The organism is Microbispora sp. ATCC PTA-5024 (assembly GCF_000511135.2).
Classification (GTDB): Bacteria; Actinomycetota; Actinomycetes; order Streptosporangiales; family Streptosporangiaceae; genus Microbispora; species Microbispora corallina.
This window is the reverse complement of sequence record NZ_KI866523.1, coordinates 379840-404352: the sequence shown is the minus strand read 5'-3', so window position 1 is coordinate 404352 and position 24513 is coordinate 379840. Positions and strand designations below refer to the sequence as shown.

Here is a 24513-nt window from a genome sequence, read left to right as displayed (position 1 = left end):
CCCCCGCCGCGCCCACGGCCCCGCCGCCGGCTGAGGCCGTGACGCCGCCCGTCCTCGTGCCGGCTCCTGGGGCCCCGGCGGTCCCGCCGTCGGCCGCGCCCGGCGACCCGACGCCGCCCACGCTGCCCAGGACGATCTCGCCGGCTCCCGCGCCCGGAGGGACCGTGGTGGTCGATCCGTCCACAGGGGAGGTCGTGCCGCCGCTGGGCGGGCCCGTGTGCCGCGTCGTGGCGACGAAGAGGGAGACCGTGCCGGAGCAGGAACCGGCGACGCCGGCCTCCGGCCCGGTGGGCAAGGTGGTGTTCTGCGAGCGGGGGTCCACGGTGTCGCTGCTGGACACCGAGGCCGCGGGCGACGGCCTCGACCAGGCGCGTACGGTCGACCTCGCCGGCTCCGCGGGCGATAAGGCGGAACCGGTGGACGCGGTCGCGCTCTCACCCGACGGCACCCGGATCATCGCCCTGCACACGGCGGTGGCCATGGAGGTCACCGAGCCCAGGGCCACGCGGGCGATCTTCACCGTCACAGCGGCCTCGTACGACGTCGCGACCGGGCGGCTCACCGAGGTGCTGTACCGGGCCGACGGCGCGGGAATCCCTCGCGGCCTCGACCTCGACGGCACGGGCCGCAACCTGCTGGTCACCCGGCCGGGTGAGGTGGGCGCGGTGAGCGGGTCGCAGTACCGGATCCTGGGCCACGACGACCTGGGGACCGTCGAGTCCCTCGCCTGGTAGGCGTTCCTTACGGGGCGGCGTCCGAACGGCTCCGGACGCCGCCCCACGCATGCCGAGACGTCGGCAGAGGTAAAGGGAACGTATCGTGGGGTGCGGGCACACGCCGCGAGGGATCGAGGAGGGCCGGGCTTGTGGGCATGATCATGGCCGTGAGCTTCACTCGCTACGGACGGCTGTACTACCTCGACCCGGGCGGCCACTCCCCGAAGGTGGGCGACAAGGTCCTGGTCCCCACCGACAGCGGGCCCGAGGTGGCCGAGTGCGTGTGGGCCCCGCAGTACGTCAGCGACGACGTGGAGGGCCTGCCGGTCTGCGAGGGCCTCGCCACCGAGGAACACCTCTCGCGCGACGAGGTCAACCGCCGCCGCAGGGCCGAGGCCCGCAGCGTCTCGAAGCGGCTCATCAAGCGGCACGAGCTGCCGATGAAGGTGGTGGGCGTCGACTACCTGGACGCCGACAACGTCTACACCGTCTACTTCTCCGCGCCGCACCGCGTCGACTTCCGGGCGCTCGTCCGCGACCTGGCCCGCAACCTCCGCGCCCGCGTCGAGTTGCGGCAGATCGGTCCCCGCGACGAGGCCCGGCTGCAGGGCGGCATCGGCCCCTGCGGACGCGACCTGTGCTGCGCGACCTTCCTCAAGGACTTCGAGCCGGTCTCGGTGCGGATGGCCAAGGACCAGGACCTCCCGGTCAACCCCCTGCGCATCGCCGGCGCCTGCGGTCGCCTCATGTGCTGCCTCAAGTACGAGCACCCGCTGTACCAGGAGTTCCGCGCCTCGGCCCCCCGTACGGGCGCGCCGGTGGACACCCCGCAGGGCCGGGGGACGGTCGTCGGCCACAACGTGCCGTCCGACTCGGTCATCGTCCGCCTCGACGACGGCGGGCGCCGGTGCGCCTGCTCCAAGGCCAGCGTCTGCGCCCCCCGCAAGGCCCACGACTCCATGTACGGCGGAGCCGGGAGCGATTCGAGCACCTGACCGTCGGCGGTGATCGGTGAGTGCGCCATCGGAGATCTCTTCGCCGCCGGGCATCGATGCTCGGGCAGCGCGGCGTGAGTCCGATGCCGCCCGTGCCCGGGCATGCCGCGGCGATGCTGCCGTGATGCCGTGGCGGGTGGCCGTGCCGTCACAGACGGCGGTGGAGGAAACCCGCCGCCGCCTCGGCGGCGCGCGTGACATGCGGCTCCACGTCGTACAGGTCGATGTGTTCGCGGCAGTCGAGCCAGAGCATCTCCTTGCTTCCCGGCTTCCGCTGGAGGAGCGCGTCCGCCAACTCGGGCGCGCAGTACGCGTCGACCCGCCCATGGACGACGAGCAGCGGCGTGGCGGCGAGCAGCGGGGCCGCGCCGAGTACGTCGAAGGTCATCAGTGAATGGAGCGACCCCCAGGTCACCCGGTTGTCCCAGTGCGTCGACGCGGAACGGGAGGTGCCGTAGTAGGAGTACGGCTCGTCGCCGGGCATCGCGGCCTCGCCGCCGTCGGGCGCCACTGCGGGCAGGTACTCGTCGTAGCGGTCGAGGAAACGTCCGAGCGCGGTCCGGTAGGCGTCGTCGCCCATCCGCTCCGCGAACCAGGCCGGGTTGTTGTAGGCACCTGCGATTCCGGCGACGGCCTTCACCCGGGGGTCGGCGGCGGCCGCCCGGATCGCGTACCCGCCGCCGAGGCACACACCGACGAGGCCGATCCGGCTCGGGTCGACCTCTGCCCTGCGGGAGAGCAGGCCCACCGCGGAGCGCAGGTCGGCGAGCTTGCCCTCGCCGTCCTCGTGCCCCCGGCGCCCTCCGCTCTCACCGAACCCCCGATGGTCGAAGGCCAAAGTGACCAGGCCCGCCCGGGCCAGTCGCTCCGCGTACAGTCCCGTGACCTGGTCCTTCACGCCGGTGAAGGGCCCGGTGAGGGCGACGGCGGGCGAGGGCTCGAGCCGTTCGGGCAGCCTGAGCTCTCCGACGAGCTCGACACCGGCCGCCGAGAAGGTGACCCGCTCGGTCCGTACCGTGGATGTCACCGCCCGGCCTCCCCGGACGTGGTGGCCAGGGTGGACAGTTCGGCGGCCACCGCATCGGCGCCCGCACCGACCAGCCACTCCAGGGGCGCGTCCGGCAGGAACCTGGTCATCACCGCGGTCAACTCCTGCTTCTGCCGATCGGTCAGGGAGGGGGCGTCCCCGGCCAGCCGCCGCACGACCTCCCGGTACAGCAGCAGGTACTGCCGTTGCCGGACGAACAGGCCGGTGTCGCCCGGTGAGCCGTGGCCCGGGTAGAGCACCAGTCCGTCCAGCTCCTCGATCGCGCGATCCAGGACGTGCAGCCAGGCCGTGGTGTGCCCGTCCGCTGTGTAGGGGTGCGTTCCGCCGAACGCCAGGTCGCCTGTGAACGCCACCCGTCTCCCGCCCGCCTCTACCAGGAGACAGGAGTCGGCGTGGCTCTCCGCCGGCCCGATGTCGCGTATCCGGACCCGCAGGCCGGCGACCTCCACGATGTCCCCCTCCTTCACAAGGCGGTCCGGCACCCGATACCGGTCGGGCCACTCGTCGCCGTACACGGGCTGCCACTGCTCCCGCTTGGGCACGGCGATCCGCTCGATCGTCTCGGCCACCGCGACCGAGGCGTGAACCGGCACGTCCTCGTCCACCACGTACGGCAGGCCGTTGAAGTGGTCGGGGTGTGCGTGGGTGACGAACGCTCCGAGCAGTGGTTTGCGGAGTGCGGCCAGGCGCGCCGCGAGGGCACGGGCGTCGGAGACGAGCAGGTTGCCATCGACGAGGACCACCCCCTCGGCCGTCTCCAGCAGGTAGCTGTTGGAGAACAGGCCCGGCTCCGCCGCCGTGTACGTGTGGATGACGAGATCACTCATGCTCGCGCCCCTGTCCTAGTGTTGATCTCCGAAGCAATGGCGAGGCTAGGCGTGCCACGGTCGCCGGGCCAGAAGGCACTTCACGGTGCCCATCGGGGCAGGCGTACAGAGGGAGCGGAGGCCGCATGGATCCCGTGATTCCCGACATGCTGGAGGAGAGCTGTGCGACGCGACAGGCCCTTGAGCGGTTCGCGGCGAAGTGGCGGGTACTGGTGATCTACGCCCTGCTGGCCGGTCCCCAGAGGCACAGCCGGCTGCGCCGCCGGCTGCCCGGCATCACTCAGAAGATGCTGACCGAGACGCTGCGAGGCCTGGAGGCGGACGGCATGGTCGAACGGCGGGTCATCAAGGACACAGCGCCCCAGCACGTGGAGTACGCGCTGACCGACCTGGGACGTACGCTGCGCGAACCGCTGGGCGCCATCTGCGCCTGGGCGGTGGAACACGCGGCGGAGGATTAGGGAGGCGGTTGTGACGCGGGTGGTAATCCGCCGCCCTCGACCGGCTTCGCGTGGGGCGGGCCGAGTGGCCGCACGCCGCGGATGACGGCATGCTGGTTCCTTACTCCGTGTACGTCACCGGCGACGTACGCGGTTCGGGGAACAGGGGAGAGCGGCGACATGCGAGCGGCCAGCCACACGGCGGGGACAACGGGACGCGGATCGGGCGAGGGGCGAGGCCGGTGACGCGGGCGAAGCGGTGGCCGGCGCGGCGGGTCGTGGCAGCGGTCACGGCGGCGCTGCTGGCCTGTGGGTGTTCGGCCGCCACCCGCGACGCCGGAGGGACCGCCGGCGGGAGCGACCACCCCGCGACGATCAAGGCGCCGACCCCGGCGCTCCAGCCGTTCTACAGTCAGAAGCCGGCCTGGAACGACTGCGGGGACGGCTTCCAGTGCGCCCGCATCCAGGTGCCGCTCGACTACGACAAGCCCTCGGGTGAGCGGATCGAGGTCAGCGCCATCCGCCTGCGCGCCACCGGCACGCGCGTCGGCTCGCTGCTCATCAATCCCGGTGGGCCGGGCGGATCGGGCATCCAGTACACCCGCTCGGCCCGGGCGCTGTTCCCGGACGGCATCCGGTCCCGGTTCGACATCGTCGGCTTCGACCCCCGCGGCGTCGGGGAGTCGACCCCGGTCCGGTGCATGACCAGCAAGCAGCTCGACGCGTTCGTCAGCCTCGACGCGAGCCCGGACACGCCGGAGGAGCTCACGACGCTGGAGCGGGAGTCCAAGGGCTTCGCCGACGACTGCGAGGCGAAGTCGGGCCACCTGCTCCCGCACGTCGGCACGGCCGACGCCGCCCGTGACATGGACGTGCTGCGCGCCGTCGTGGGCGACACCAAGCTCACGTACCTCGGCAAGTCGTACGGCACCTACCTGGGCGCGGTCTACGCCGACCTCTTCCCCAAGCAGGTGCGGGCCCTGGTGCTCGACGGGGCCGTCGACCCGGCCGTCCCGTCGCTCAAGGCCAACGAGGTCCAGGCCCAGGGCTTCGAGGTGGCGCTCAAGGCGTTCCTGGAAGACTGCTTCCAGGACGGCGCCTGCCCCTTTACCAGCCGTACGGTCGACGGGGCCATGGCCGAGGTCAGCGCCCTGTTGAAGAAGGCGGACGAGCACCCCCTCAAGAACGACCTGGGGGACGGCCGGCAGGTCAACGAGGCGTGGACCACCCTCGGCATCGTCACGCCGCTGTACGAGCGCGACGCGTGGCCACGGCTGCGGGCCGCCTTCGGCCACGCCTTCAACGGCAACGGGACCGACCTGCTCCGCATGGCGGACATCCTGGTCGACCGGCATCAGGACGGCACCTACTCCAACCAGACCGAGTCGAACATGGCGATCAACTGCCTGGATCACCCGTTCCCGAAGGACCCGGGCGAGTACAAGCGTGCCGCCGGCGAGGCCGCCAGGGTCGCCCCGCAGTTCGGGTCGTTCGTGATGTACGGCTCGCTGCCCTGCGCGTACTGGCCGGTCGAGTCGAAGGGCACGGACAAGCCGCTCAAGGCCGCGGGCGCCCCGCCGATCCTCGTCGTGGGGACGATCCGCGACCCCGCGACGCCGTACGAGTGGGCCAAGGGCCTGGCGTCGGAGCTGAGCTCCGGCGTGCTGCTCGGCTTCGACGGCGACGGCCACACCGGTTACCGTTCGGGATCGACCTGCGTGGACTCGGCCGTGGACGGCTACCTGATCTCGCTCCGCGTGCCCAAGAACGGCACGGTGTGCCCGAAGATCGGGTAGCTGGCAACGCGGCTGGTGCGCGAGAACCCGGCCGAACCTGTAGACTGGCGAAGCCGTTCGCGGCGTGCCGCCTTAGCTCAGTCGGCCAGAGCACTTCACTCGTAATGAAGGGGTCAAGGGTTCGATTCCCTTAGGCGGCTCCAGCTCAGAGGCCCTCATGGTGATCATGGGGGCCTTTGTCGTATACGTACGGCAGCTCGTACAGCAACGAGAGGCTGCGGCGTCTGCGCAGGTTCCGTCCTACGGTCATCTCACCCCGCAACAGGACTCTCTGCCGACAGCCTCTGTGGCCAGATGGTGGCCAGCATTGCATACGGAGGACAGGGGATGACTGAGCGAGACCACGCTGCGCTGCTGGTTGCGTCCACGGGAAGTCATCGCTTGGTCCCTAGCTGGCCTCGCAGGCACCTACCGCCGACCGAGCCCAAGCGCCGGCAACTCGCATCTCCGAAGGCGTTCCCATCCTGGTCATCACCGAGCCAGACGGCGAGGTCCGCAAGCTCCCCGCGGACCGCACCATCGTCGAGGCGAGCAAGGATCAGGATCAGCAGGGATAACCCCCGAGCCAGTCCCGCAGTTCCACAATCCTCACACGGAATCCGCAGTCGAGCAGGAGCCAGCGTCGCCAGGTCAGCCGGTGCACCTGTCCTGCCGGATGAGTACTTTCTCCACGACTTTAAAGCGGCCCGCCTGCGGCGGCCCGCGTCGCGCGCCGGTCGGCCAGCCGGCCGGGCTGCGGCTCTTCGGCCGGTCCCGGCTGGCGCCGCCCACGCGCGGTCTCAACCACCGAGACGCAACGCCGCACGATCGAAGACCACTGTGTCTAGGACAGGGACCAGGGCGACGCGGTCCATATGACGGCTGCATCCGTAGGGATGAGCCGCAGGGGGCTCCGCCCCCTGCACCCCTGGCCCTCCTCAGAGATGAGGCAGACGGTGCGGATGAACGCCGGTCATCTCCTCGTCGGCTGCCCCGGAAGGGATGCCAGACCGGCTGCCCAAGGTCAAGCCGTCGAGTGCGGGCAGGGCAACCAGCGAGCGTGGAAGGTCACCGGGAGCATGTACACGCGAGCGACGGCTTGACCCCAGGCGTCCGCTCCGGCATGGCTATGCCTGCCCGACGAGGAGATGACCGCAAGCGGAAAACGCGACCATCCCGCTTGCTCCGGCTGACCAGGAACACCTCGTCGCGATGGCCGGCGATCGCCTCGCCGACCACCCTGACACGTCACAGGCCCGGACAGGCGGTCCCGGGTCCGGTCACGGCGGTCGTCTCAGACGTCGTGACCGCGGTTCCGCCCCCGTGCGCATGGAGTCCGGCCGGGGTGAGAAGGTGTGGGGGACGGCATGCTGGCACAGCCGCCTCCGGCACCGCTCGGGCCGCAGGCTGCCGGAGGTCTCCGTGGACCTGCGAAACGTTTCGGAACGGGCGCCGCAGGCGTTGCACATCGCGATGGTCGCCCCGCCGTGGTACGACATCCCGCCTAAGGGGTACGGCGGCATCGAGTCGATGACGGCGGATCTCGTCCGCGGGCTGCTCGCCCGCGGGCACCGGGTGACCGTGATCGGCGCGGGAGACGGAGTCGATCGGCGCACCTACAACGAGCCGCCGTCGGCGAGGATCGGAGAGGCGTATCCGGAAGTCGTGCACACCGCCAGGGCGGAGCGCTTCCTGTGCGGGCTGGCGCTCGACGTGGTCCACGACCATTCGCTCGCCGGGCCGTTGTGCGCGTTGGCACGTACGGCTCCCACCGTGGTCACCTGCCATGGCGACGTCCGGGGTGAACTCGGCGCCTACTACCGGGCCCTCGGCACCGCCGGCAACCTCGTGGCCATCTCTTCGTCGCAGCGGGCGAGCGCACCTGACCTCAATTGGGTCGCGCAGGTGCACAATGCCGTGGATTTCGCCACGTTCCCGTTCCGCGCGCGCAAGGAGGAATGGGTCCTATGGGTGGGCCGACTGCATCCCGGCAAGGGCGCCCACCTGGCCATCGAGGCCGCCCGGCCGGCCGGCCGGTCCATCGTCCTGGCGGGCAAGCAGACGGAAGGAGTCGAACAGGCGTACTTCCGGGAGCACGTCATGCCGCTGCTCGGCCGGGCGGCGCGCTACGTAGGCGAGGCTGACGCCGCACTGAAGCGTGACCTGCTGTCCCGGGCTCGTTGTCTGGTGTTCCCGGTGCAATGGGAGGAGCCGTTCGGCATGGTCATGATCGAGGCTATGGCCTGCGGCACACCGGTGGTGGCACTGAGCAGGGGTGCGGTTCCCGAGGTCGTCCTGGACGGGGTGACGGGCCGTGTCCGTCACGATGTCGAGCAGCTCCCGATCGCCATCGAGGAGGCCGGGAGACTGGAGCCGGCGGCCGTGCGCGCCTACGCGCTGCAACGCTTCGACATCTCGGTGATGACCGAGGCCTACGAACGCGTGTATCAGCAGGTATTCGCGCCGATACCTGACCCGGGCCGTCCGGCGGGACGGAAAGGGTGAACTCGTGAAGCCACGACGCCTGACCGAGTAAGTACGGAGTTGCTTCGCACCTGGCGCTCCCCTTGGGCGACTGCCACTGCTCATGCGGGGCAGGAAGGGTGGTGCGAGGGAACGGCAGGCGGCATCCTGGGATGGGGACAAAATTCCGTCGGGGTGTTCCACAAGCCGACGGGGGGCACGCGTCATAGGGATTGTTCTCGCTGGTTGAGCCCTGACGCCACCGACGTCGAAGGTGGCGTGGATTCCGGTTCTCCCGCCCGGGCCGATGCGCATCGGCGGCGGAGCGAGTGGTCTTCACGAGCTGGAACAGCCGAGGGGGTTAGTCCCTTGAGCATGCCGAGAACAGCAGGGCCCCACAAGGTGGTGCTGGCCACCTACAGCAGCTACGACGCGGCCCAGCACGCGGTGGACGTCCTGGCCCGCCACGACTTCCCGATCGCACACGTCACCATCGTGGGCTGCGATCTGCGGTGGGAGGAGAAGGTGCTCGGGCGGTGGGGCCTCGGCAGGGCGCTCGTCACCGGCGCCGGTACCGGCGGCTGGATCGGTCTTCTGATCGGCGTGATATTCGCGATCTTCAGCCCGTGGGCCGGATGGGCCATCGGCTCCTCGATCGTGCTCGGGCTGATCTTCGGCCTCGTCTGGGGTGCGATCACTCACGTGGTGCAGCACCGGGCGTTCGCCTCGGTGCCTGCGGTCGTCGCCGACCACTACGACATCCTCGTCGACCCCGAGTTCGCCGACGAGGCCCGGCGCGTGCTCACGGACGCTCGTGAGACCGCTGCGCTCAGGTGAGCGCCAGGAGGGGGATGAGGACATGGCCAAGGCGGTGGGCATCGACCTCGGCACGACGAACTCGGTCATCGCGACCACCGAGGACGCGCATCCGACGGTCGTCCCGAACGCCGAGGGGTCGCGCACGACTCCCTCGGTGGTGGCCTTCACAGACCAGGGTGAGGTGCTGGTGGGCCAGATGGCCAGACGCCAGGCGATCCTCAACCCGAAGGGCACGATCTATTCGGCCAAGCGCTTCATCGGGCGCAAGTTCGACGAGGTCCAGAGCGAGATCAAGGCGGTCTCGTTCGACGTCGTGCCGGGCCCGGACGGCGCCGTGCGGTTCAAGGTGCGCGACAAGCTGTACGCGCCGGAGGAGATCTCCGCCTTCGTGCTGCGCAAACTGGCCTCGGACGCCGGGAAGTTCCTCGGCGAGAAGGTCAACGAGGCCGTCATCACGGTGCCTGCGTACTTCAACGACGCCCAGCGGCAGGCCACCAAGGACGCCGGCAAGATCGCCGGCCTGGAGGTCCTGCGCATCATCAACGAGCCCACGGCCGCGGCCCTCGCCTACGGGCTGGACAAGAAGGGCAACGAGACGGTCCTGGTGTTCGACCTGGGCGGCGGCACGTTCGACGTGAGCATCCTGGACATCGGCGAGGGCGTGATCGAGGTGCGGGCCACCTCGGGCGACACGCACCTGGGCGGCGACGACTTCGACCGGCGGATCGTGGACCACCTGGCCGACGAGTTCCAGCGCGACCAGGGGATCGACCTGCGGCGCGATCCACAGGCGCTGCAGCGGCTGTTCGAGGCGGCGGAGAAGGCCAAGGTGGAGCTGTCGGCGGTCACGCAGACGCAGGTCAGCCTCCCGTTCATCACGGCTGACGCGACCGGCCCCAAGCACCTCAACACCACGCTGATGCGCTCGACATTCGAGGAGATCACCCACGACCTGCTCGAACGCTGCCGGGGCCCGGTGGAGCAGGCCATGGCCGACGCGAAGCTGACGACGAACGACCTCGACGAGGTGATCCTCGTCGGCGGCTCCACCCGCATGCCGGCCGTGCAGCAACTCGTGCGGCGGCTGACGGGCAAGGAACCGAACATGACGGTCAACCCGGACGAGGTGGTCGCGCTCGGCGCGGCCGTCCAGGCCGCCATCATCAAGGGCGAGGTCAAGGACGTCGTGCTGCTGGACGTCACGCCGCTGTCGCTCGGGGTCGAGACGCTCGGCGGCGTGATGACCAAGATCATCGAACGGAACACCACGATCCCCGCCCGGCGCACCGAGACCTTCAGCACGGCCGAGGACAACCAGTCGGCCGTCGACGTGGTCATCCTGCAGGGCGAGCGGGAGCGGGCGGCCGACAACCGCGTGCTCGGCCGGTTCCGGCTGGAGAACATCCGGCCCGCGCCGCGGGGGGTGCCGCAGATCGAGGTGACCACCGACATCGACGCCAACGGCATCCTGAACGTCTCCGCCAGGGACAAGGACACCGGCGCCGAGCAGCGGATCACGATCAGCGAGAGCTCCAACCTGGACCGCGGCGAGATCGACCGGATGATCGCCGACGCCGAGCGGCACCGCGCCGAGGACGCGGAGCTTCGCGCCGCAATCGACGCGCGCAACGAGCTGGACTCGGTCGCCCACCAGGTGGAACGCCGGCTGTCGGAGCTGGGCGACGCGGTGCCGGTGCACGAGAAGGCCCGCGCGGACCAGCTGGTCGTCGAGGCCCGTCAGGCCGTCAAGGAGGAGGCGCCGATCGACCGGCTGCGCGCCCTCACGGCCGAGCTCCAGCAGGTCTACCACGGCCTCGGCGTGGCGGCGTCCGCCGCCCAGGCCCAGACCCAGGAGCCGACTCAGGCCGGGCCCGGCCAGGCCGCCGCCGGCCCCTCGGACGAGGACGTCATCGACGCCGAGTTCACCAGCCCCGAATAGCCGTGACATGACATGACCGAGCGGAATGAGACACCACCTCCGGAGCCCCGGCAGGACGTCGAGGAATCCGTTCCGGAGAAGCTCGCCGAGTTGGAGGACCGGTGGCTGCGGGCCGTCGCCGAGCTCGACAACCTCCGCAAGCGTGTCGCGCGCGACTTGGACCGGCAGCGGATCGACGAGCGCACGCGGGTCGCGGCGGAGTGGCTGCCGGTGGTCGACAACCTCGAACTCGCGCTCAAGCACGCCGGCGCCGACGCCGACGCGGTGATCGAGGGGGTTCGGGCCGTCCGCGATCAGGCGGTCGGCGTGCTCGCGCACCTCGGCTTCCCTCGCAGGGACGACGTGGGTACGCGGTTCGACCCCGCCAGGCACGAGGCGGTCAGCACGGTCGCCGTTCCGGACGCCGACCCCGGCACCGTCGTCGAGGTCGTACGGCCCGGCTACGGCGACGGCGCGCTGCAACTACGCCCGGCCTCCGTCGTCGTCTCCACGAAAGCCGACGAGTGATGGCGGAGCGCGACTTCTACGAGATCCTGGGCGTGCCGAGAACGGCGGACCAGGACGAGATCCAGCGGGCCTACCGGAAGCTGGCCCGCACCTACCATCCCGACGTCAACAAGGCCCCGGACGCCGAGGACCGTTTCAAGGAGGTCTCGGAGGCGTACGAGGTGCTGTCGGACCCCGAGACGCGGCAGCGGTACGACGCGTTCGGGCCGGACTTCCGCCGCGTGCCCGAGGGCGTGGACCCGGCGGCGTACGCGCGTGCCCGCGCCGGAGCGGGAGCCGGCGCGGGGCCGGGCTGGGCGGGGCCGGGGCCCGCATGGGCGCGCGGACCGGGCGGGGAGGAGATTCACTTCACCACCGGCGAGGGTTTCGAGGGCATCGACCTCGAAGATCTGTTCGGCGGCGTCTTCGGCGGGCGGGGACGCCGTGCGGCCGGCCGTGGCTGGGGTCCGGTGCCGGGCGCCGATCAGGAGGCCGAGCTGCCGCTCACGGTGGAGGAGGCCTACCGCGGCGGCCGGCGGAGCATCACGATTCCCGGCCCGGGAGGCGGGCGCACCCTCCAGGTGAACATACCCGCAGGGGTCACCGACGGCCAGCGGATCCGGCTCGCGGGCCAGGGCGGCGCGGGCAGCGACGGCGCGCGGGCCGGGGACCTGTACCTGATCGCGCGGATCACCGATCACCCGCGCTACCGGCTGGAGGGGCGCGACATCCACGTCCGCCTCCCGCTGACGCCGTCGGAGGCCGCGCTGGGGGCGACCGTCGCGGTCGACACGCCCGGCGGAGAGGCGAAGGTCAAGGTGCCGCCAGGCACCTCGTCAGGGCGCCGTCTGCGGCTGCGCGGTCAGGGCATGCCGAACCCGCGAGGCAGGCCCGGAGACCTGCTGGCCGAGGCCCGGATCATGGTGCCGCCCAGGCTCGGCGACGAGGAGCGCCGTCTGTACGAGCAACTGGCCAGGATCTCGGCTTTCAACCCGAGGAGTCCGTCATGACGTATCCGCTCATCCGGCTCGCCCACGTGGACATCGGGCACCTGGACCTGGAGTCCTTCTCCCGGGCCACGGGACTGCACCCCGAGCTGGTGCGCCGCCTGGTGGCGCTGGGGTTGATCGACGCCTGGACGGACTCCTCGGGCGGCCTGCGCTTCCCGACCGCCCAGGTCGTCGCCGCGGGCCGCCTCCAGCGCCTGCACGCGGGGCTCGCCGTCAACTACGCCTCTCTCGGCGTCGTGACCGACCTCCTGGACCGCATCGCGGAGCTGGAGGCGGCTCTGCGTACCCGCACGAGAAGGACCGGAGACAGATCGTGGACCTGAACCGTCTCACGCAGAAGTCGCAGGAGGCTCTGCACGATGCCCAGACCGCGGCGCTCCGCTTCGGCCACACCGAGGTCGACGGCGAGCACCTGCTGCTCGCGCTGATCCGGCAGCCCGACGGGCTCGTCCCGCGCCTGCTGTCGGTCGCCGGCGGCGATCCGGACAAGCTCCAGCTCGAACTGGAGCACGAGCTGGAGCGGCGGCCCCGCGCCACCGGTCCCGGCGCCGCCCCCGGCCAGGTCTACGTCACCCAGCGGCTGTCCCAGCTGTTCGACGCCGCCGAGCGGGAGGCCGGCCGGCTGAAGGACGAGTACGTGTCGGTCGAGCACCTGCTGCTCGCGCTGCTGGACGAAGGTGCGGACAGCGCGGCCGGCCGGCTGCTCAAGGGGCACGGGCTGACTCGCGAGCGTTTCCTGTCCGTGCTGACGCAGGTGCGCGGGAACCAGCGGGTGACGTCCGCCAACCCGGAGGTCGCCTACGAGGCACTGGAGAAGTACGGGCGCGACCTCGTCGCCGCGGCGCGAGCGGACAAGCTCGACCCGGTCATCGGGCGGGACGGCGAGATCCGGCGGGTGGTGCAGATCCTGTCGCGCAAGAGCAAGAACAATCCCGTCCTGATCGGCGACCCGGGCGTGGGCAAGACGGCGATCGTGGAGGGCCTCGCGCAGCGCATCGCGCGCGGCGACGTGCCGGAGGGACTGAAGGACAAGACGATCTTCAGCCTCGACATGGGCGCGCTGGTCGCCGGAGCGAAGTACCGCGGCGAGTTCGAGGAGCGCCTGAAGGCCGTGCTGACGGAGGTGACGGCGTCCGAGGGCCGGATCCTGCTGTTCGTCGACGAGGTGCACACGGTGGTCGGCGCCGGGGCGGCCGAGGGCGCGATGGACGCGGGCAACATGCTGAAGCCCCTGCTGGCCCGCGGCGAGCTGCACCTGATCGGGGCGACCACGGTCGCCGAGTACCGCAAGCACATCGAGAAGGACGCCGCGCTGGAGCGGCGCTTCCAGCCCGTCTTCGTCGACGAGCCGTCGGTCGAGGACTCGATCTCCATCCTGCGCGGGCTGCGCGAGCGCCTGGAGGTCTTCCACGGCGTGAAGATCCAGGACGGCGCGATCGTCGCCGCGGTGGTGCTGAGCCACCGCTACATCTCCGACCGCTTCCTGCCGGACAAGGCCATCGACTTGGTCGACGAGGCGTGCGCCATGCTGCGTACGGAGATCGACTCGATGCCCGCCGAGCTGGACGAGCTGACCCGCCGGGTGATGCGGCTGGAAATCGAGGAGGCCGCGCTGGCCAAGGAGGACGACCCGGCGAGCCGGGAGCGCCTGGAGACCCTGCGCAAGGAGCTGGCCGACCTGCGAGCCGAGGCGGACGCCATGCGGGCCCAGTGGGAGGCCGAGCGGCACGCCCTGCGCAAGGTGCAGCAGCTGCGACAGGAGATCGAGAGCGTACGCCGGGAGGCCGAGCAGGCCGAGCGCGTGTACGACCTGAACCGGGCGGCCGAGCTGCGCCACGGCAGGCTTCCGGAGCTGGAGCGGAAGCTGCGGGCGGCGGAGGAGCAGCTGGAGAGCAAGCAGGGCGGGCAGCGGCTGCTGCGTGAGGTGGTGACCGAGGAGGAGATCGCCGGCATCGTGTCGCGGTGGACCGGCATCCCCGTCAGCCGCCTGCGGGAGGGCGAGCGGGAGAAGCTGCTGCGGCTGGACGAGATCCTGCACCGGCGCGTGATCGGCCAGGACGAGGCCGTGCAGGCGGTGGCCGACGCGATCATCCGGGCGCGGTCGGGGATCAAGGACCCCCGCCGGCCCATCGGCTCGTTCATCTTCCTCGGCCCCACCGGGGTCGGGAAGACCGAGCTGGCCAAGGCCCTGGCCGCGGCGCTGTTCGACACCGAGGACAACATCGTCCGCGTCGACATGAGCGAGTACCAGGAGCGTCACACGGTCAGCCGCCTGGTCGGCGCGCCTCCCGGGTACGTCGGCTACGAGGAGGGCGGCCAGCTCACCGAGGCGGTGCGGCGCAAGCCGTACTCGGTGGTGCTGTTCGACGAGATCGAGAAGGCCCACTCGGACGTGTTCAACACGCTGCTGCAGGTGCTGGACGACGGGCGGCTCACCGACGCCCAGGGCCGTACCACCGACTTCCGCAACACCGTGATCATCATGACGTCCAACATCGGCTCGCACTACCTGACCGAGAAGGCGGCGCCGTCGGGCGAGATCGACCCGGAGGTGCGCGAGATGGTCATGGCGGAGCTGCGCGCCCGGTTCCGTCCCGAGTTCCTCAACCGCATCGACGACATCGTGCTGTTCAAGCCGCTCACCGAGACCGAGATCGAGCAGATCGTCAAGCTGATGTTCAACGACATCAGGGCGCGGCTCGCCGAGCGCCGGATGACGCTGGAGATCAGCCCGGAGGCGGTCCGCTGCATCGCCGAGCGCGGGTTCGACCCGATCTACGGAGCCCGCCCGCTGCGCCGGTTCATCTCCCGCGAGGTCGAGACCCGGATCGCGCGGGCCCTGGTGGCGGGCGACGTCCGCGACGGCGCGACCATCCGGGTGGGACTGTCCGGCGGCGAGATCGTCGTCACGTACGACAACCCGGAGGGCTGACCGATGCCGCCGAAGGTCGTGGAGTCTGGCGTCGTGAGGTGCCCGCACTGCGGCCGGAACAACCGCGTGCCCAAGGCGGGGGCGGGAGCGCCGCGCTGCGGCGAGTGCCACGAGTCGCTGCCCTGGGTGGTGGACGCGGGGGACGAGGACTTCGCCGAGGTCGCCGAGGCGGCGCGGATTCCGGTCGTCGTCGACTTCTGGGCGTCCTGGTGCGGACCATGCCGCATGGTGAGCCCCGCACTCCAGCAGGTCGCCACCGAGCTGGCCGGGCGGATCAAGCTGGTGAAGGTGAACATCGACGAGGCGCCTGAGACGTCGCGGCGCTTCGGCGTGCAGGCCGTTCCGACGCTCGTCGTCCTGCGGCTGGGGCGGGTCGTCGCCCAACGGGCCGGCGCCGCCCCGGCGCCCGCGTTACGGGAATGGGTCCGCGATGCGCTGGCCGGATGAGCTCACCGAGTCGCCCGACCTGCAGGGCGCCTACCCCCGGCTGAGCGACACGCAGATGCGGACGCTGGCCGCGCACGGCGAGCGTCGCCCGGCTCACCGGGACGACGTGCTGTTCGCGGAGGGCGACCCGTGCGCCGCCTTCTTCGTCGTACTGAGCGGCAAGGTGGCGACCGTCAAGGGGTACGGAGTCGACGATCAGGTGATCAGGGTCCACGGCGCGGGCCGGTTCCTGGGCGAGCTCAACGTGCTCACCGGCCAGGCCAGCTTCGTCACCGGTGTGGTGGCGGAGGACGGCGAGGTGCTGGACGTACCCGTGGACGAGCTCCGCCGGCTGGTCGCCGACGATGAGATCCTGGGCGATCTCGTCATGCGCGCCTACCTCATCCGCCGCTCGATGCTCATCGGGCTGGGGGCCGGTTTCCGGATCGTGGGCTCCCGCTACTCGCAGGACTGCCGTCGGCTGCGGGAGTTCGCGGCGCGCAACCGGCTGCCGCACCGATGGATCGACCTGGAACAGGACGCCGAGGTCGAGCGCTTCCTGCGGCGGATGGGCATCACCCCGGCGGAGACGCCGGTTGTGATCTGGCGCGGTGAGCTGGTGCTGCGCAACCCCACCAACGCGGAGCTGGCCAGAGCGATCGGCCTCCCGGCGCCCAGCGCGCGGGAGACGGTGTGCGACCTGCTCATCGTCGGAGCCGGGCCGGCCGGCCTGGCCGCCGCGGTCTACGGCGCCTCCGAGGGGCTCGCCACGGTCGTCTTCGACAGCGTCGCCCTGGGCGGCCAGGCGGGCACTTCGTCGCGGATCGAGAACTACCTGGGCTTTCCCGCCGGGATCTCGGGTGGCGAGCTGGCCGAGCGGGCGATGATCCAGGCCCGCAAGTTCGGCGCGGAGCTCAGCGTCCCGGCGGAGGCGTGCGCGCTGCGAGAGCACGAGGGCTATCACGTCGTCACTCTGAAGGAGGGCACGACGGTTCACGCGCGCACGCTGCTCATCGTGACAGGCGTTCGCTACCGGAGGCTCGACGTGCCGAACCTGGAGAGGTACGAGGGGACCAGCGTCTACTACGCGGCCACCGAGTTCGAGGCGCAGATGTGCAGCCGGGACCCGGTCGTCGTCGTGGGCGGGGGCAACTCGGCCGGCCAGGCCGCGCTGTTCCTCGCCCGGCAGGTCGCTTGCGTCCGCCTACTCGTACGCGAAGCCTCCCTCACCAGGAACATGTCCCGCTACCTGGCGGACGAGATCGAGCACCACCCACGGATCAGGGTCATGCCGAACACCGAGGTCCGGGAGCTTGCCGGTGAGGGGACGCTCGAGGCGGTCGTCGTCGAGAACAACGTCACCGGGGAGCGCTTCACCGTCGAGGCACGCGCGATGTTCGTCTTCATCGGTGCGGAACCGTACACCCGGTGGCTGGCCGACGAGATCGCGCTCGACTCCCGGGGATACATCCTGACCGGGCTGGACGCCGCCCGTTCCGGCACGAAGGGCGTGCTGGACTCCACGGGTCGGCCGTTCCCGCTGGAGACCAGCAGGGCGGGTGTGTTCGCGGCCGGCGACGTGCGGCACGGATCGATCAAGCGGGTCGCGTCGGCCGTCGGCGAGGGCGCGATGGCCGTGCGCCTCGTGCACGAGCACCTCAAGTGAGGGGCTGAGGCGTCCACGCGGGGAGGAAGGGGACTGGCGATGGCAGAAGTGATGGCGGTGCCGAGGTTCGAACGGTTCTTCAGGACTGCGGCGGGCCTCGACGTCGACAAGGAGGACCTCCGGCGCTACAGCGACTTCGTGAACCAGAAGCTGTACGACCTCCTGGTGATCGGCGAAGCCCACGCGAAGGCGAACGTCCGGGACATCGTCGAGACCTGGGACCTGCCCATCACCAAGGGCCTCCAGGAGAGCATCCACCGGTTCCGCGACCTCGACGAGGACATCGAGCTGAAGCCCATCCTGGAGCAGCTCGCGGCGTTGCCTCCGCTCGACCTGTCGATCGGCGAGGAGGTGAGGGAACGGCTGTCCGAGATCGTCGGCGGGCTGTCGCTGGCACTGGCGCGCACGTTCACCGTCCTCGATCCCGAGCTGAAGAATCCGAGGACCGAGCACTGGGATCGCGCGATCCGCGTCTTCCAGCTGCTGCTCTAGAAAAGAGGACACCATGAAGGCAGTCGTATACAAGGGACCCCGGCAGCTCGACGTCGAGAACGTGCCGGACGCGCGGATCGAGATGCCCACCGACGTCCTGGTCCGTGTGACCACGACCAACATCTGCGGGTCGGACCTGCACATGTACGAGGGCAGGACCGACCTGGAGCCGGGCCGTGTCCTCGGTCACGAGAACCTCGGCGAGGTGGTGGAGGTGGGGCCGGGAGTGGTAAACGTCCGCGTAGGCGACCTCGTCTGCCTGCCGTTCAACGTCGCATGCGGCTTCTGTGCCAACTGCGAGAAGGGCCTGACGGCCTTCTGCCTCACCACCAACCCCCAGATGGGGGTGGACGGGGCCGCCTACGGCTTCGCGGACATGGGCCCGTACAACGGCGGCCAGGCCGAGCTGCTGCGTGTGCCGTTCGGCGACTTCAACTGCCTGGTCCTGCCGGACGACGCGCGGGAGAGGCAGACCGACTACGTCATGCTGGCCGACATCTGGCCCACCGGCTGGCACGCGACCCAGCTCGCCTGTGTGCAGGCCGGCGACTCGGTCGTGATCTACGGCGCGGGGCCGGTCGGCCTGATGGCCGCGTACTCCGCGACATTCAAGAGCGCGAGCATGGTGATGGTCGTGGACCGCCACCCCGACCGGCTGGCCAAGGCCGAGGAGATCGGGGCGATCCCGATCGACGACTCCAAGAGCTCGCCGGTCGACCAGGTCATGGAGCTCACGCAGGGCAGGGGCGCCGACCGGGGCTGCGAGTGCGTGGGCTACCAGGCGCACGACCCCCAGGGGCACGAGCATCCCAACATGACGCTGAACAACCTCGTCAAGTCGGTGAGGTTCGCCGGGACGATCGGGGTCGTAGGGGTGTTCATCCCCATGGATCCCGGTAGCCCCGACGACCTCTACAAGCAGGGCGAGATCGCCTTCGACTACGGGATGTTCTGGTTCAAGGGCCAGACCATGGGCAACGGTCAGTGCAACGTCAAGAACTACAACCGGCAGCTCTGCACCCTCATCCACAAGGGGAAGGCCCGGCCGTCCTGGGTCGTCTCCCACGAGCTGGATCTGGACGACGCGCCCGGCGGCTACGAGCACTTCGACCGGCGCGACCCGGGCTGGACCAAGGTAGTCCTGCATCCCGCCGGCGTCGGCTGATCCTCCCGTGGAGCCGCGCGCCCCGCGGCCCGACCGCTCCGGCAGTGAGGAGGACGCGCCATGCGCATGCCGGACGCCCGCCGGCTCAAGCAAAGGCTGCACGACGCCTTCAACAGGCACGATCTGGACGAGGTGATCCAGTGTCACAGTCAGGACGCGGTCCTGGTGACCCCGGCGGGCGTCGCGGAGGGCCACGAGCAGATCGCCTCCTACTACGAAGATCTGTTCAGGGGCTTCCCCGACATGTGCATGACGGTCTGGCACACCATCCTGTGCGCCGACCCGGCGGTGACCGAATGGCTGCTCACCGGCACCCACACCGGGCCCTTCCTGCTGCCCGGGGGCCAGGTGCTGGAGGCGACCGGCCGCCAGGTCGCCCTTTCGGGCACCAGTACCTGTTCGGTGGGAAACGACAAGATCATCAGTCACCGGATCTACCTGGACCAGCTGGAGCTCTACACCCAGCTCGGCGGGCGCCTCGTCTTCGATGAGCAGCCGTCGCCGGGTGAGCGGCGCGCGGAGGACTGAGCGATGCCGACAGAGGACGTGGGCGACATGGCGACGGTCGAGCTGTTCTTCCAGTGCCGCGACGTCGTCAGCGAGGAGATCCGGGTTCCACGGGCCGACTGGGACGCGATGAGTGCGGGCCAGCGCGACGCGTACCTGGCCGACCGCGTCGACGCGCTCGTGTGCGCTAACTCCGGCGCCGGTTGGAGGGAGATCCAGGAGGGGTAGAGCGGCCGTGGGACGACCCGTCGTGGGAGTGAGTGAGAACGTGGGCGCGCTGAAGGTGGCTCTCGTGGGGTTGGGCGTGGCGGCCCAGGTCGTGTACCTGCCGCTGCTCGTCAGGCGGCGGGACATCTTCCAGGTGTCCGGTGGCGGGGTGGTGGAGCTCAATGAGGACGTCACCCGCGCGCTCGCCATACCGTCCGGGACGATCAGGGAGGTCGCCCAGCGGGAGGCCCGCGAGCTGGCGAGATGGGAGCGCGCCTACCGGGGAGAACTGCCCACGCCCGAACTGCGCGGCAAGATCGTGATTCTGGTCGACGACGGACTGGCGACCGGCGCGAGCATGCGTGCGGCGATCCGAGCGGTGCGGGAACGGGAACCCGCCCAGATCGTCGTCGCCGTGCCCGCCGCGCCGGAGTCCACCTGCGAGGACCTTTCCGCCCTCGTGGACGACGTCGTCTGCGCGACCACTCCGATCCCGTTCTTCTCCATGGGGGAGTCGTACTGGGACTTCACCCAGACCGCCGACGAGGAGGTGCGCGAGTTGCTCCGCGCGGCGACCTCGGCGCGAACCTGGGCCCCGCCCGCCCGCACCGACCTCGCCGTCCTGCGCTCGGAGCTCGTGCCCACGCGCGACGGCGCGCCCCCGGACGAGGTGCTGTTCCACATCGTGGGCGACGCGCGGTTCGTGCTGATCGGCGAGGTCACGCACGGCACCAGCCTGCACCGCTCCGCGGAGGAGGTCATCGCGTACTTCGAGAAGGTGGACCCGGTCGCGGCGGAACGGGCACGTGACCGCTACTCCTGCTTCGAGCACAGGGACGGTGACGACGGGCAGGCGTACGGGTTCGCCGCCGCGTTCGGGGCGGGGGAGTCGTGCGAGCAGCACGTGGTCGACCAGCTCGTCGACCTCCAGCGCAGATCGCTGCAGTACCGGCGGGCGCAGGGCCTGCTCGGCGAGGAGGAGTTCTTCTACGCGGAGCAGAACGCCAAGGTGGTGGCCAACGCCGAGCGGTACTACCGGACGATGTTCGGCGGGCGGGTCTCGTCGTGGAACCTGCGCGACCGGCACATGGCCGACACTCTGTTCGCGCTGGCCGAGCACCTCGGCTGGCAGCGCGGCGAGCCCGCGAAGATCGTGGTGTGGGCGCACAACTCCCACGTGGGCGACGCGCGGGCGACCGAGATGGGGGCCCGCGGCGAGCTCAACCTCGGCCAGCTGGTGCGCGAGCACAATCCTGAGGACTGCCGGCTCATCGGCTTCACCACCTACACCGGGACCGTCACGGCGGCCGACGACTGGGGCCGCCCCGCCGACCGGAAGAACGTGCGCCGGGCGCTTCCCGACTCGGTCGAGGAACTGTTGCGCGACGTCGGGCACAAGGAGTTTCTGCTCGACTTCGTCCACTCGGTCGGCGCCGCGGACCTGCTGCGCAAGGCGCTGCTCGAACGGGCCATCGGCGTCGTCTACCGCCCGGGCACGGAACGGCAGAGCCACTACTTCCAGACCCGCCTGTCCGACCAGTTCGACGCGGTCGTCCACATCGACGAGACCCGCGCCCTGGAACCCCTGGAGCGTACGGCCCGCTGGGAGCGCGGAGAGGCTCCCGAGACCTACCCGGTGGCGGTCTGAGACCGGGACAGCAGGGTTCCAGCTGACCCGCCGTTCGGGGGAGGGATCGTATGGCGAACGCGTGGACGTTCGAGGGACAGCCGGCCGCTCTGGGCGCCGGCACCGTAACGCTCGTGGAGGGGAGCTCGTTCTGCGTCTCCTCCTGGAACGGCGACATCCTGCCCGGCGGGCCGCAGGGCGTCTACCACGCCGACACCCGGCTGCTGTCCCGTTGGGAGCTGCGGGTGGACGACGTGCCGATCGAGCCGCTCCAGGTGCTGGCGGGCGAGCCGTACCACGCCGCGTTCGTCGGCCGTACGCAGCCGAGGCCGGGCCGCGCCGAGAGCACCTTGATGCTGGTGCGGGACCGGTACGTCGGCGGCGGCCTGCGCGAGGACCTGCTGCTGCGCAACCTCTCCGACGAGCCCGCCGGCTGCCTGGTGGACGTCCACATCGGCTCCGACGTCGCCGACCTGTTCGAGGTGAAGATCAACCGTGTCCGGCACGTCCCCGACGTCGACCTGGTGCCCGAGGGGGCGAGCCTGCGTGTCTACTCGCCGAGCCGCGCTCGCGGCGCCGTGATCAGGACCGCTGACGCGCTGGCCGTTCCCGGACTGCTCGGCTTCCGCGTGACCGTGCCGGCCCGGGGGGAGTGGAGGGCGGCCCTCCAGGTGAATCCGATCATCGACGGTGAGGAGACGCAGGCGTGGTTCTCCACGCACCATCCCGTCGAGCACGCCGGGCCTGCGGTGCGCCTGGCGGCCTGGCAGCGGCACGGCCCGTACGTGGTCACGGATCATCCGGGGCTGGCCAGGACACTCCGGCGGTCGAAGGAGGACCTGGGGTCGCTGCGACTGTACGAGCCCGGGCCCCCGGACGAGCCGCCCACGATCGCCGCCGGCGCGCCGTGGTTCATGACGCTGTTCGGCCGCGACTCACTGCTGACCTCGTGGATGGCGCTGCCGCTCGACCAGTCACCGGCGCTCGGCACGCTGCGCCGCCTGGCCGGGCTCCAGGGCACGAAGGTCGACCCGCTGTCGGAGGAGGAGCCCGGGAAGATCCCGCACGAGCTGCGGTTCGGCGCGCCGTCGGGCGTCTCCCCCCATGGCGCCGCCTGCTACTACGGCTCGGTCGACGCCACCCCGCTGTACGTCGTGCTCCTCGGTGAGCTGCGCCGCTGGGGCATCCATCGCGAGGCCGTCGAGGAGCTCGTGCCGCACGCCGACGCGGCGCTGTCGTGGATCGAGGAGTACGGCGAGCGCGCGGGCCCGATCGAGGGGTTGCTCTGGTACCGCCGCAAGACCGACAAGGGCCTGGTCAACCAGGGCTGGAAGGACTCCTTCGACGGAGTGAACTTCGCCGACGGGTCCCTGGCCCGCGCGCCCATCGCCCTGGCAGAGGCGCAGGGCTACGTCTACGCGGCCTACATCGCGCGCAGCCACTTCGCGCATGAGGCGGGCGACCACGAGACCGAGCGCCGCTACACGGAACGGGCGTGCTCTCTCCGCCGCATGTTCAACGAGCTCTTCTGGCTTCCGGAGCGGGGCTGTTACGCGATCGGGCTGGACGGCGAGGGCAGGCCGATCGACAGCGTGGCCTCCAATATGGGCCACTGCCTATGGACCGGCATCGTGGACGAGGACAAGGCGGAGTACGTCGCCTGGCACCTGCTGTCGGAGGAGATGTTCACCGGGTTCGGCGTCCGCACGCTCGCTTCGTCGATGGGTGCCTACAACCCGATGAGCTACCACAACGGATCGGTGTGGCCGCACGATAACGCCCTGATCGTGTCGGGCCTGATGCGCTACGGGTTCGTCGCCGAGGCGCAGCGGGTGGCCATGGGTCTGCTGGACGCGGCGGAGGCGTTCGGCGGGCGGCTCCCCGAGCTCTTCTGCGGGTTCGGCAGGAAGGAGTTCCCCATCCCGGTGCCCTATCCCACGTCGTGCTCCCCCCAGGCTTGGGCGGCGGCGAGCCCCGTCCAGATCCTGCGATCACTGCTGCGCTTCGACCCCTGGATCCCGTACGGCCGGCTGTGGGTGGCCCCCGTGCTGCCGGAGGAGTTCGGCGAGCTGAGGATCACGGGGTTACCGCTGGCCGGTGGTCGAGTCAACCTCGTAGTGTGGGGCAGCGGCGAGACCAAGTTGAGCGGACTGCCCCCCGAGATCGAGGTGCACTGCGCGCCCCGCCCACCGGTCAGCACGCTCGTCGGCCACCACGACCAGTTCACGGGCGAACCGTGAGCGACGACCCGCCCGCGCGGGACCCGCGGTTCGGGACGACTGTGCAGCGGCTTGCGCTCTTTGACCTCGACAACACACTCCTGGACCTAGACGAGGCCTTCCAGGCGTGGGTTGCGGAGTTCGTCGATGAGCGCGGTCTGAGGCGCGATGCGGTGGCTTGGTTGATCGCGCTAGGTCAGGCCGGCTACCCGCATCGCGAGGTGTTCTTCGCGAAGGTTCGCGATCACTTCGGCCTGCCCGAGACGGTCGAGGAGCTGTGGAGCCGCTACCGGAAGCGAATGCCGTACCTCGTCCGATGTCGAGCGCAGGTGATGGAAGGTCTCTCGCGGCTTCGCGCGTCAGGTCGGACCTTGGCCATCGTTACCAACGGAACTGCGGACAACCAACTCGGAAAGATCCAGCAGACGAGATTGGCCGAGGCCGTGGAGGCCTACGCTCTCTCGGGGATCGAGGGCATTCGCAAGCCGTACCGCAGGCTCTTCGAGATTGCGGTCAAGCGGTGCGACATGACTCTCGACGCCGGGGACTGGATGATCGGAGACAACCTCATCGCCGACATCGCCGACATCGCCGGCGGACGCGGAGTCGGGCTCCGTACGATCTGGATCGATCGTGGGACATGGCCGCACACCCCACCAGCCCGCGTCGGCCGCTGGAGCAGGGCGGCGAGCTATCAACCAGGGACGTGCCTTTCCCTCGTAATGAAGGGGCCAAGGGTTCGATTCCCTTAGGG

Annotated in this window: 21 protein-coding genes, 1 tRNA gene and 1 pseudogene; 21 read left to right on the top strand and 2 right to left on the bottom strand. The window is 70.5% G+C overall.

The window, feature by feature from the left end:
- A pseudogene (locus tag MPTA5024_RS14345) lies at nucleotides 1-734 on the top strand (lactonase family protein); the annotation flags it as partial.
- Between the two features lie 143 nt (nucleotides 735-877).
- Nucleotides 878-1711: a PSP1 domain-containing protein gene (locus MPTA5024_RS14340; protein ID WP_442922068.1), complete on the top strand. Its 834-nt coding sequence runs from the start codon at nucleotides 878-880 to the stop codon at nucleotides 1709-1711.
- A 148-nt stretch (nucleotides 1712-1859) separates the two neighbouring features.
- Here the strand turns inward: MPTA5024_RS14340 and MPTA5024_RS14335 are convergent, their stop codons facing one another.
- A complete protein-coding gene (locus tag MPTA5024_RS14335) occupies nucleotides 1860-2738 on the bottom strand; it encodes an alpha/beta hydrolase (RefSeq protein WP_036324519.1) in 879 nt (292 codons plus the stop codon).
- Entirely contained in the window at nucleotides 2735-3586 is an 852-nt protein-coding gene (locus MPTA5024_RS14330) for an MBL fold metallo-hydrolase (protein WP_036324517.1), read from the bottom strand. Before MPTA5024_RS14330 ends, MPTA5024_RS14335 begins: the two co-directional genes overlap by 4 nt.
- Before the next feature lie 125 nt (nucleotides 3587-3711).
- Between MPTA5024_RS14330 and MPTA5024_RS14325 the strand changes: the two genes are divergently transcribed.
- From MPTA5024_RS14325 to MPTA5024_RS14235, 19 genes are all read left to right on the top strand, one after another.
- Entirely contained in the window at nucleotides 3712-4047 is a 336-nt protein-coding gene (locus MPTA5024_RS14325; protein ID WP_036324515.1) for a winged helix-turn-helix transcriptional regulator, read from the top strand.
- 221 nt (nucleotides 4048-4268) lie between these two features.
- The gene (locus tag MPTA5024_RS14320) at nucleotides 4269-5822 is read left to right on the top strand and encodes an alpha/beta hydrolase (RefSeq protein ID WP_063794692.1); all 1554 of its coding nucleotides are present in this window, start codon (nucleotides 4269-4271) and stop codon (nucleotides 5820-5822) included.
- Between the two features lie 66 nt (nucleotides 5823-5888).
- Nucleotides 5889-5965: transfer RNA gene (locus MPTA5024_RS14315), tRNA-Thr, on the top strand.
- Between the two features lie 1258 nt (nucleotides 5966-7223).
- On the top strand, nucleotides 7224-8306 hold the full coding sequence (locus tag MPTA5024_RS14310; RefSeq protein ID WP_269750578.1) for a glycosyltransferase family 4 protein: 1083 nt from the start codon (nucleotides 7224-7226) through the stop codon (nucleotides 8304-8306).
- A gap of 333 nt (nucleotides 8307-8639) precedes the next feature.
- Nucleotides 8640-9101: a general stress protein gene (locus MPTA5024_RS14305; RefSeq protein WP_157099468.1), complete on the top strand. Its 462-nt coding sequence runs from the start codon at nucleotides 8640-8642 to the stop codon at nucleotides 9099-9101.
- A gap of 22 nt (nucleotides 9102-9123) precedes the next feature.
- Complete coding sequence (dnaK, locus tag MPTA5024_RS14300) at nucleotides 9124-11022, top strand: molecular chaperone DnaK (RefSeq protein WP_036324509.1); 1899 nt, start codon at nucleotides 9124-9126, stop codon at nucleotides 11020-11022.
- A 12-nt stretch (nucleotides 11023-11034) separates the two neighbouring features.
- The gene (locus tag MPTA5024_RS14295; protein WP_084369702.1) at nucleotides 11035-11529 is read left to right on the top strand and encodes a nucleotide exchange factor GrpE; all 495 of its coding nucleotides are present in this window, start codon (nucleotides 11035-11037) and stop codon (nucleotides 11527-11529) included.
- A complete protein-coding gene (locus MPTA5024_RS14290; RefSeq protein WP_036324507.1) occupies nucleotides 11529-12518 on the top strand; it encodes a DnaJ C-terminal domain-containing protein in 990 nt (329 codons plus the stop codon). Before MPTA5024_RS14295 ends, MPTA5024_RS14290 begins: the two co-directional genes overlap by 1 nt.
- The gene (locus MPTA5024_RS14285) at nucleotides 12515-12841 is read left to right on the top strand and encodes a chaperone modulator CbpM (RefSeq protein ID WP_036324504.1); all 327 of its coding nucleotides are present in this window, start codon (nucleotides 12515-12517) and stop codon (nucleotides 12839-12841) included. The genes MPTA5024_RS14290 and MPTA5024_RS14285 overlap by 4 nt, the downstream gene beginning before the upstream one ends.
- Entirely contained in the window at nucleotides 12832-15450 is a 2619-nt protein-coding gene (gene clpB, locus MPTA5024_RS14280; protein WP_036324502.1) for an ATP-dependent chaperone ClpB, read from the top strand. Before MPTA5024_RS14285 ends, clpB begins: the two co-directional genes overlap by 10 nt.
- Nucleotides 15451-15483: 33 nt before the next feature.
- Nucleotides 15484-15897 carry a thioredoxin gene (gene trxA / locus MPTA5024_RS14275; RefSeq protein WP_232326467.1) on the top strand — a complete coding sequence of 138 codons (414 nt, stop codon included), beginning with the start codon at nucleotides 15484-15486 and terminating at the stop codon, nucleotides 15895-15897.
- Nucleotides 15881-17542: an FAD-dependent oxidoreductase gene (locus MPTA5024_RS14270; protein WP_036324501.1), complete on the top strand. Its 1662-nt coding sequence runs from the start codon at nucleotides 15881-15883 to the stop codon at nucleotides 17540-17542. The genes trxA and MPTA5024_RS14270 overlap by 17 nt, the downstream gene beginning before the upstream one ends.
- Before the next feature lie 39 nt (nucleotides 17543-17581).
- Nucleotides 17582-18034, top strand: coding sequence for a DUF1931 family protein (locus MPTA5024_RS14265; RefSeq protein ID WP_036324499.1), 453 nt, complete (start codon nucleotides 17582-17584; stop codon nucleotides 18032-18034).
- Between the two features lie 13 nt (nucleotides 18035-18047).
- Entirely contained in the window at nucleotides 18048-19199 is a 1152-nt protein-coding gene (locus tag MPTA5024_RS14260) for a glutathione-independent formaldehyde dehydrogenase (protein ID WP_036324498.1), read from the top strand.
- Between the two features lie 60 nt (nucleotides 19200-19259).
- Entirely contained in the window at nucleotides 19260-19727 is a 468-nt protein-coding gene (locus MPTA5024_RS14255) for an ester cyclase (protein WP_051458162.1), read from the top strand.
- A gap of 3 nt (nucleotides 19728-19730) precedes the next feature.
- Nucleotides 19731-19934 carry a DUF7167 family protein gene (locus MPTA5024_RS14250; RefSeq protein WP_036324496.1) on the top strand — a complete coding sequence of 68 codons (204 nt, stop codon included), beginning with the start codon at nucleotides 19731-19733 and terminating at the stop codon, nucleotides 19932-19934.
- A gap of 22 nt (nucleotides 19935-19956) precedes the next feature.
- Nucleotides 19957-21561, top strand: coding sequence for an erythromycin esterase family protein (locus MPTA5024_RS14245; RefSeq protein WP_084369701.1), 1605 nt, complete (start codon nucleotides 19957-19959; stop codon nucleotides 21559-21561).
- Between the two features lie 50 nt (nucleotides 21562-21611).
- Complete coding sequence (locus tag MPTA5024_RS14240; protein WP_051458160.1) at nucleotides 21612-23780, top strand: amylo-alpha-1,6-glucosidase; 2169 nt, start codon at nucleotides 21612-21614, stop codon at nucleotides 23778-23780.
- Nucleotides 23777-24511 carry an HAD family hydrolase gene (locus MPTA5024_RS14235; RefSeq protein ID WP_232326466.1) on the top strand — a complete coding sequence of 245 codons (735 nt, stop codon included), beginning with the start codon at nucleotides 23777-23779 and terminating at the stop codon, nucleotides 24509-24511. Before MPTA5024_RS14240 ends, MPTA5024_RS14235 begins: the two co-directional genes overlap by 4 nt.
- Nucleotides 24512-24513: the final 2 nt, after the last annotated feature.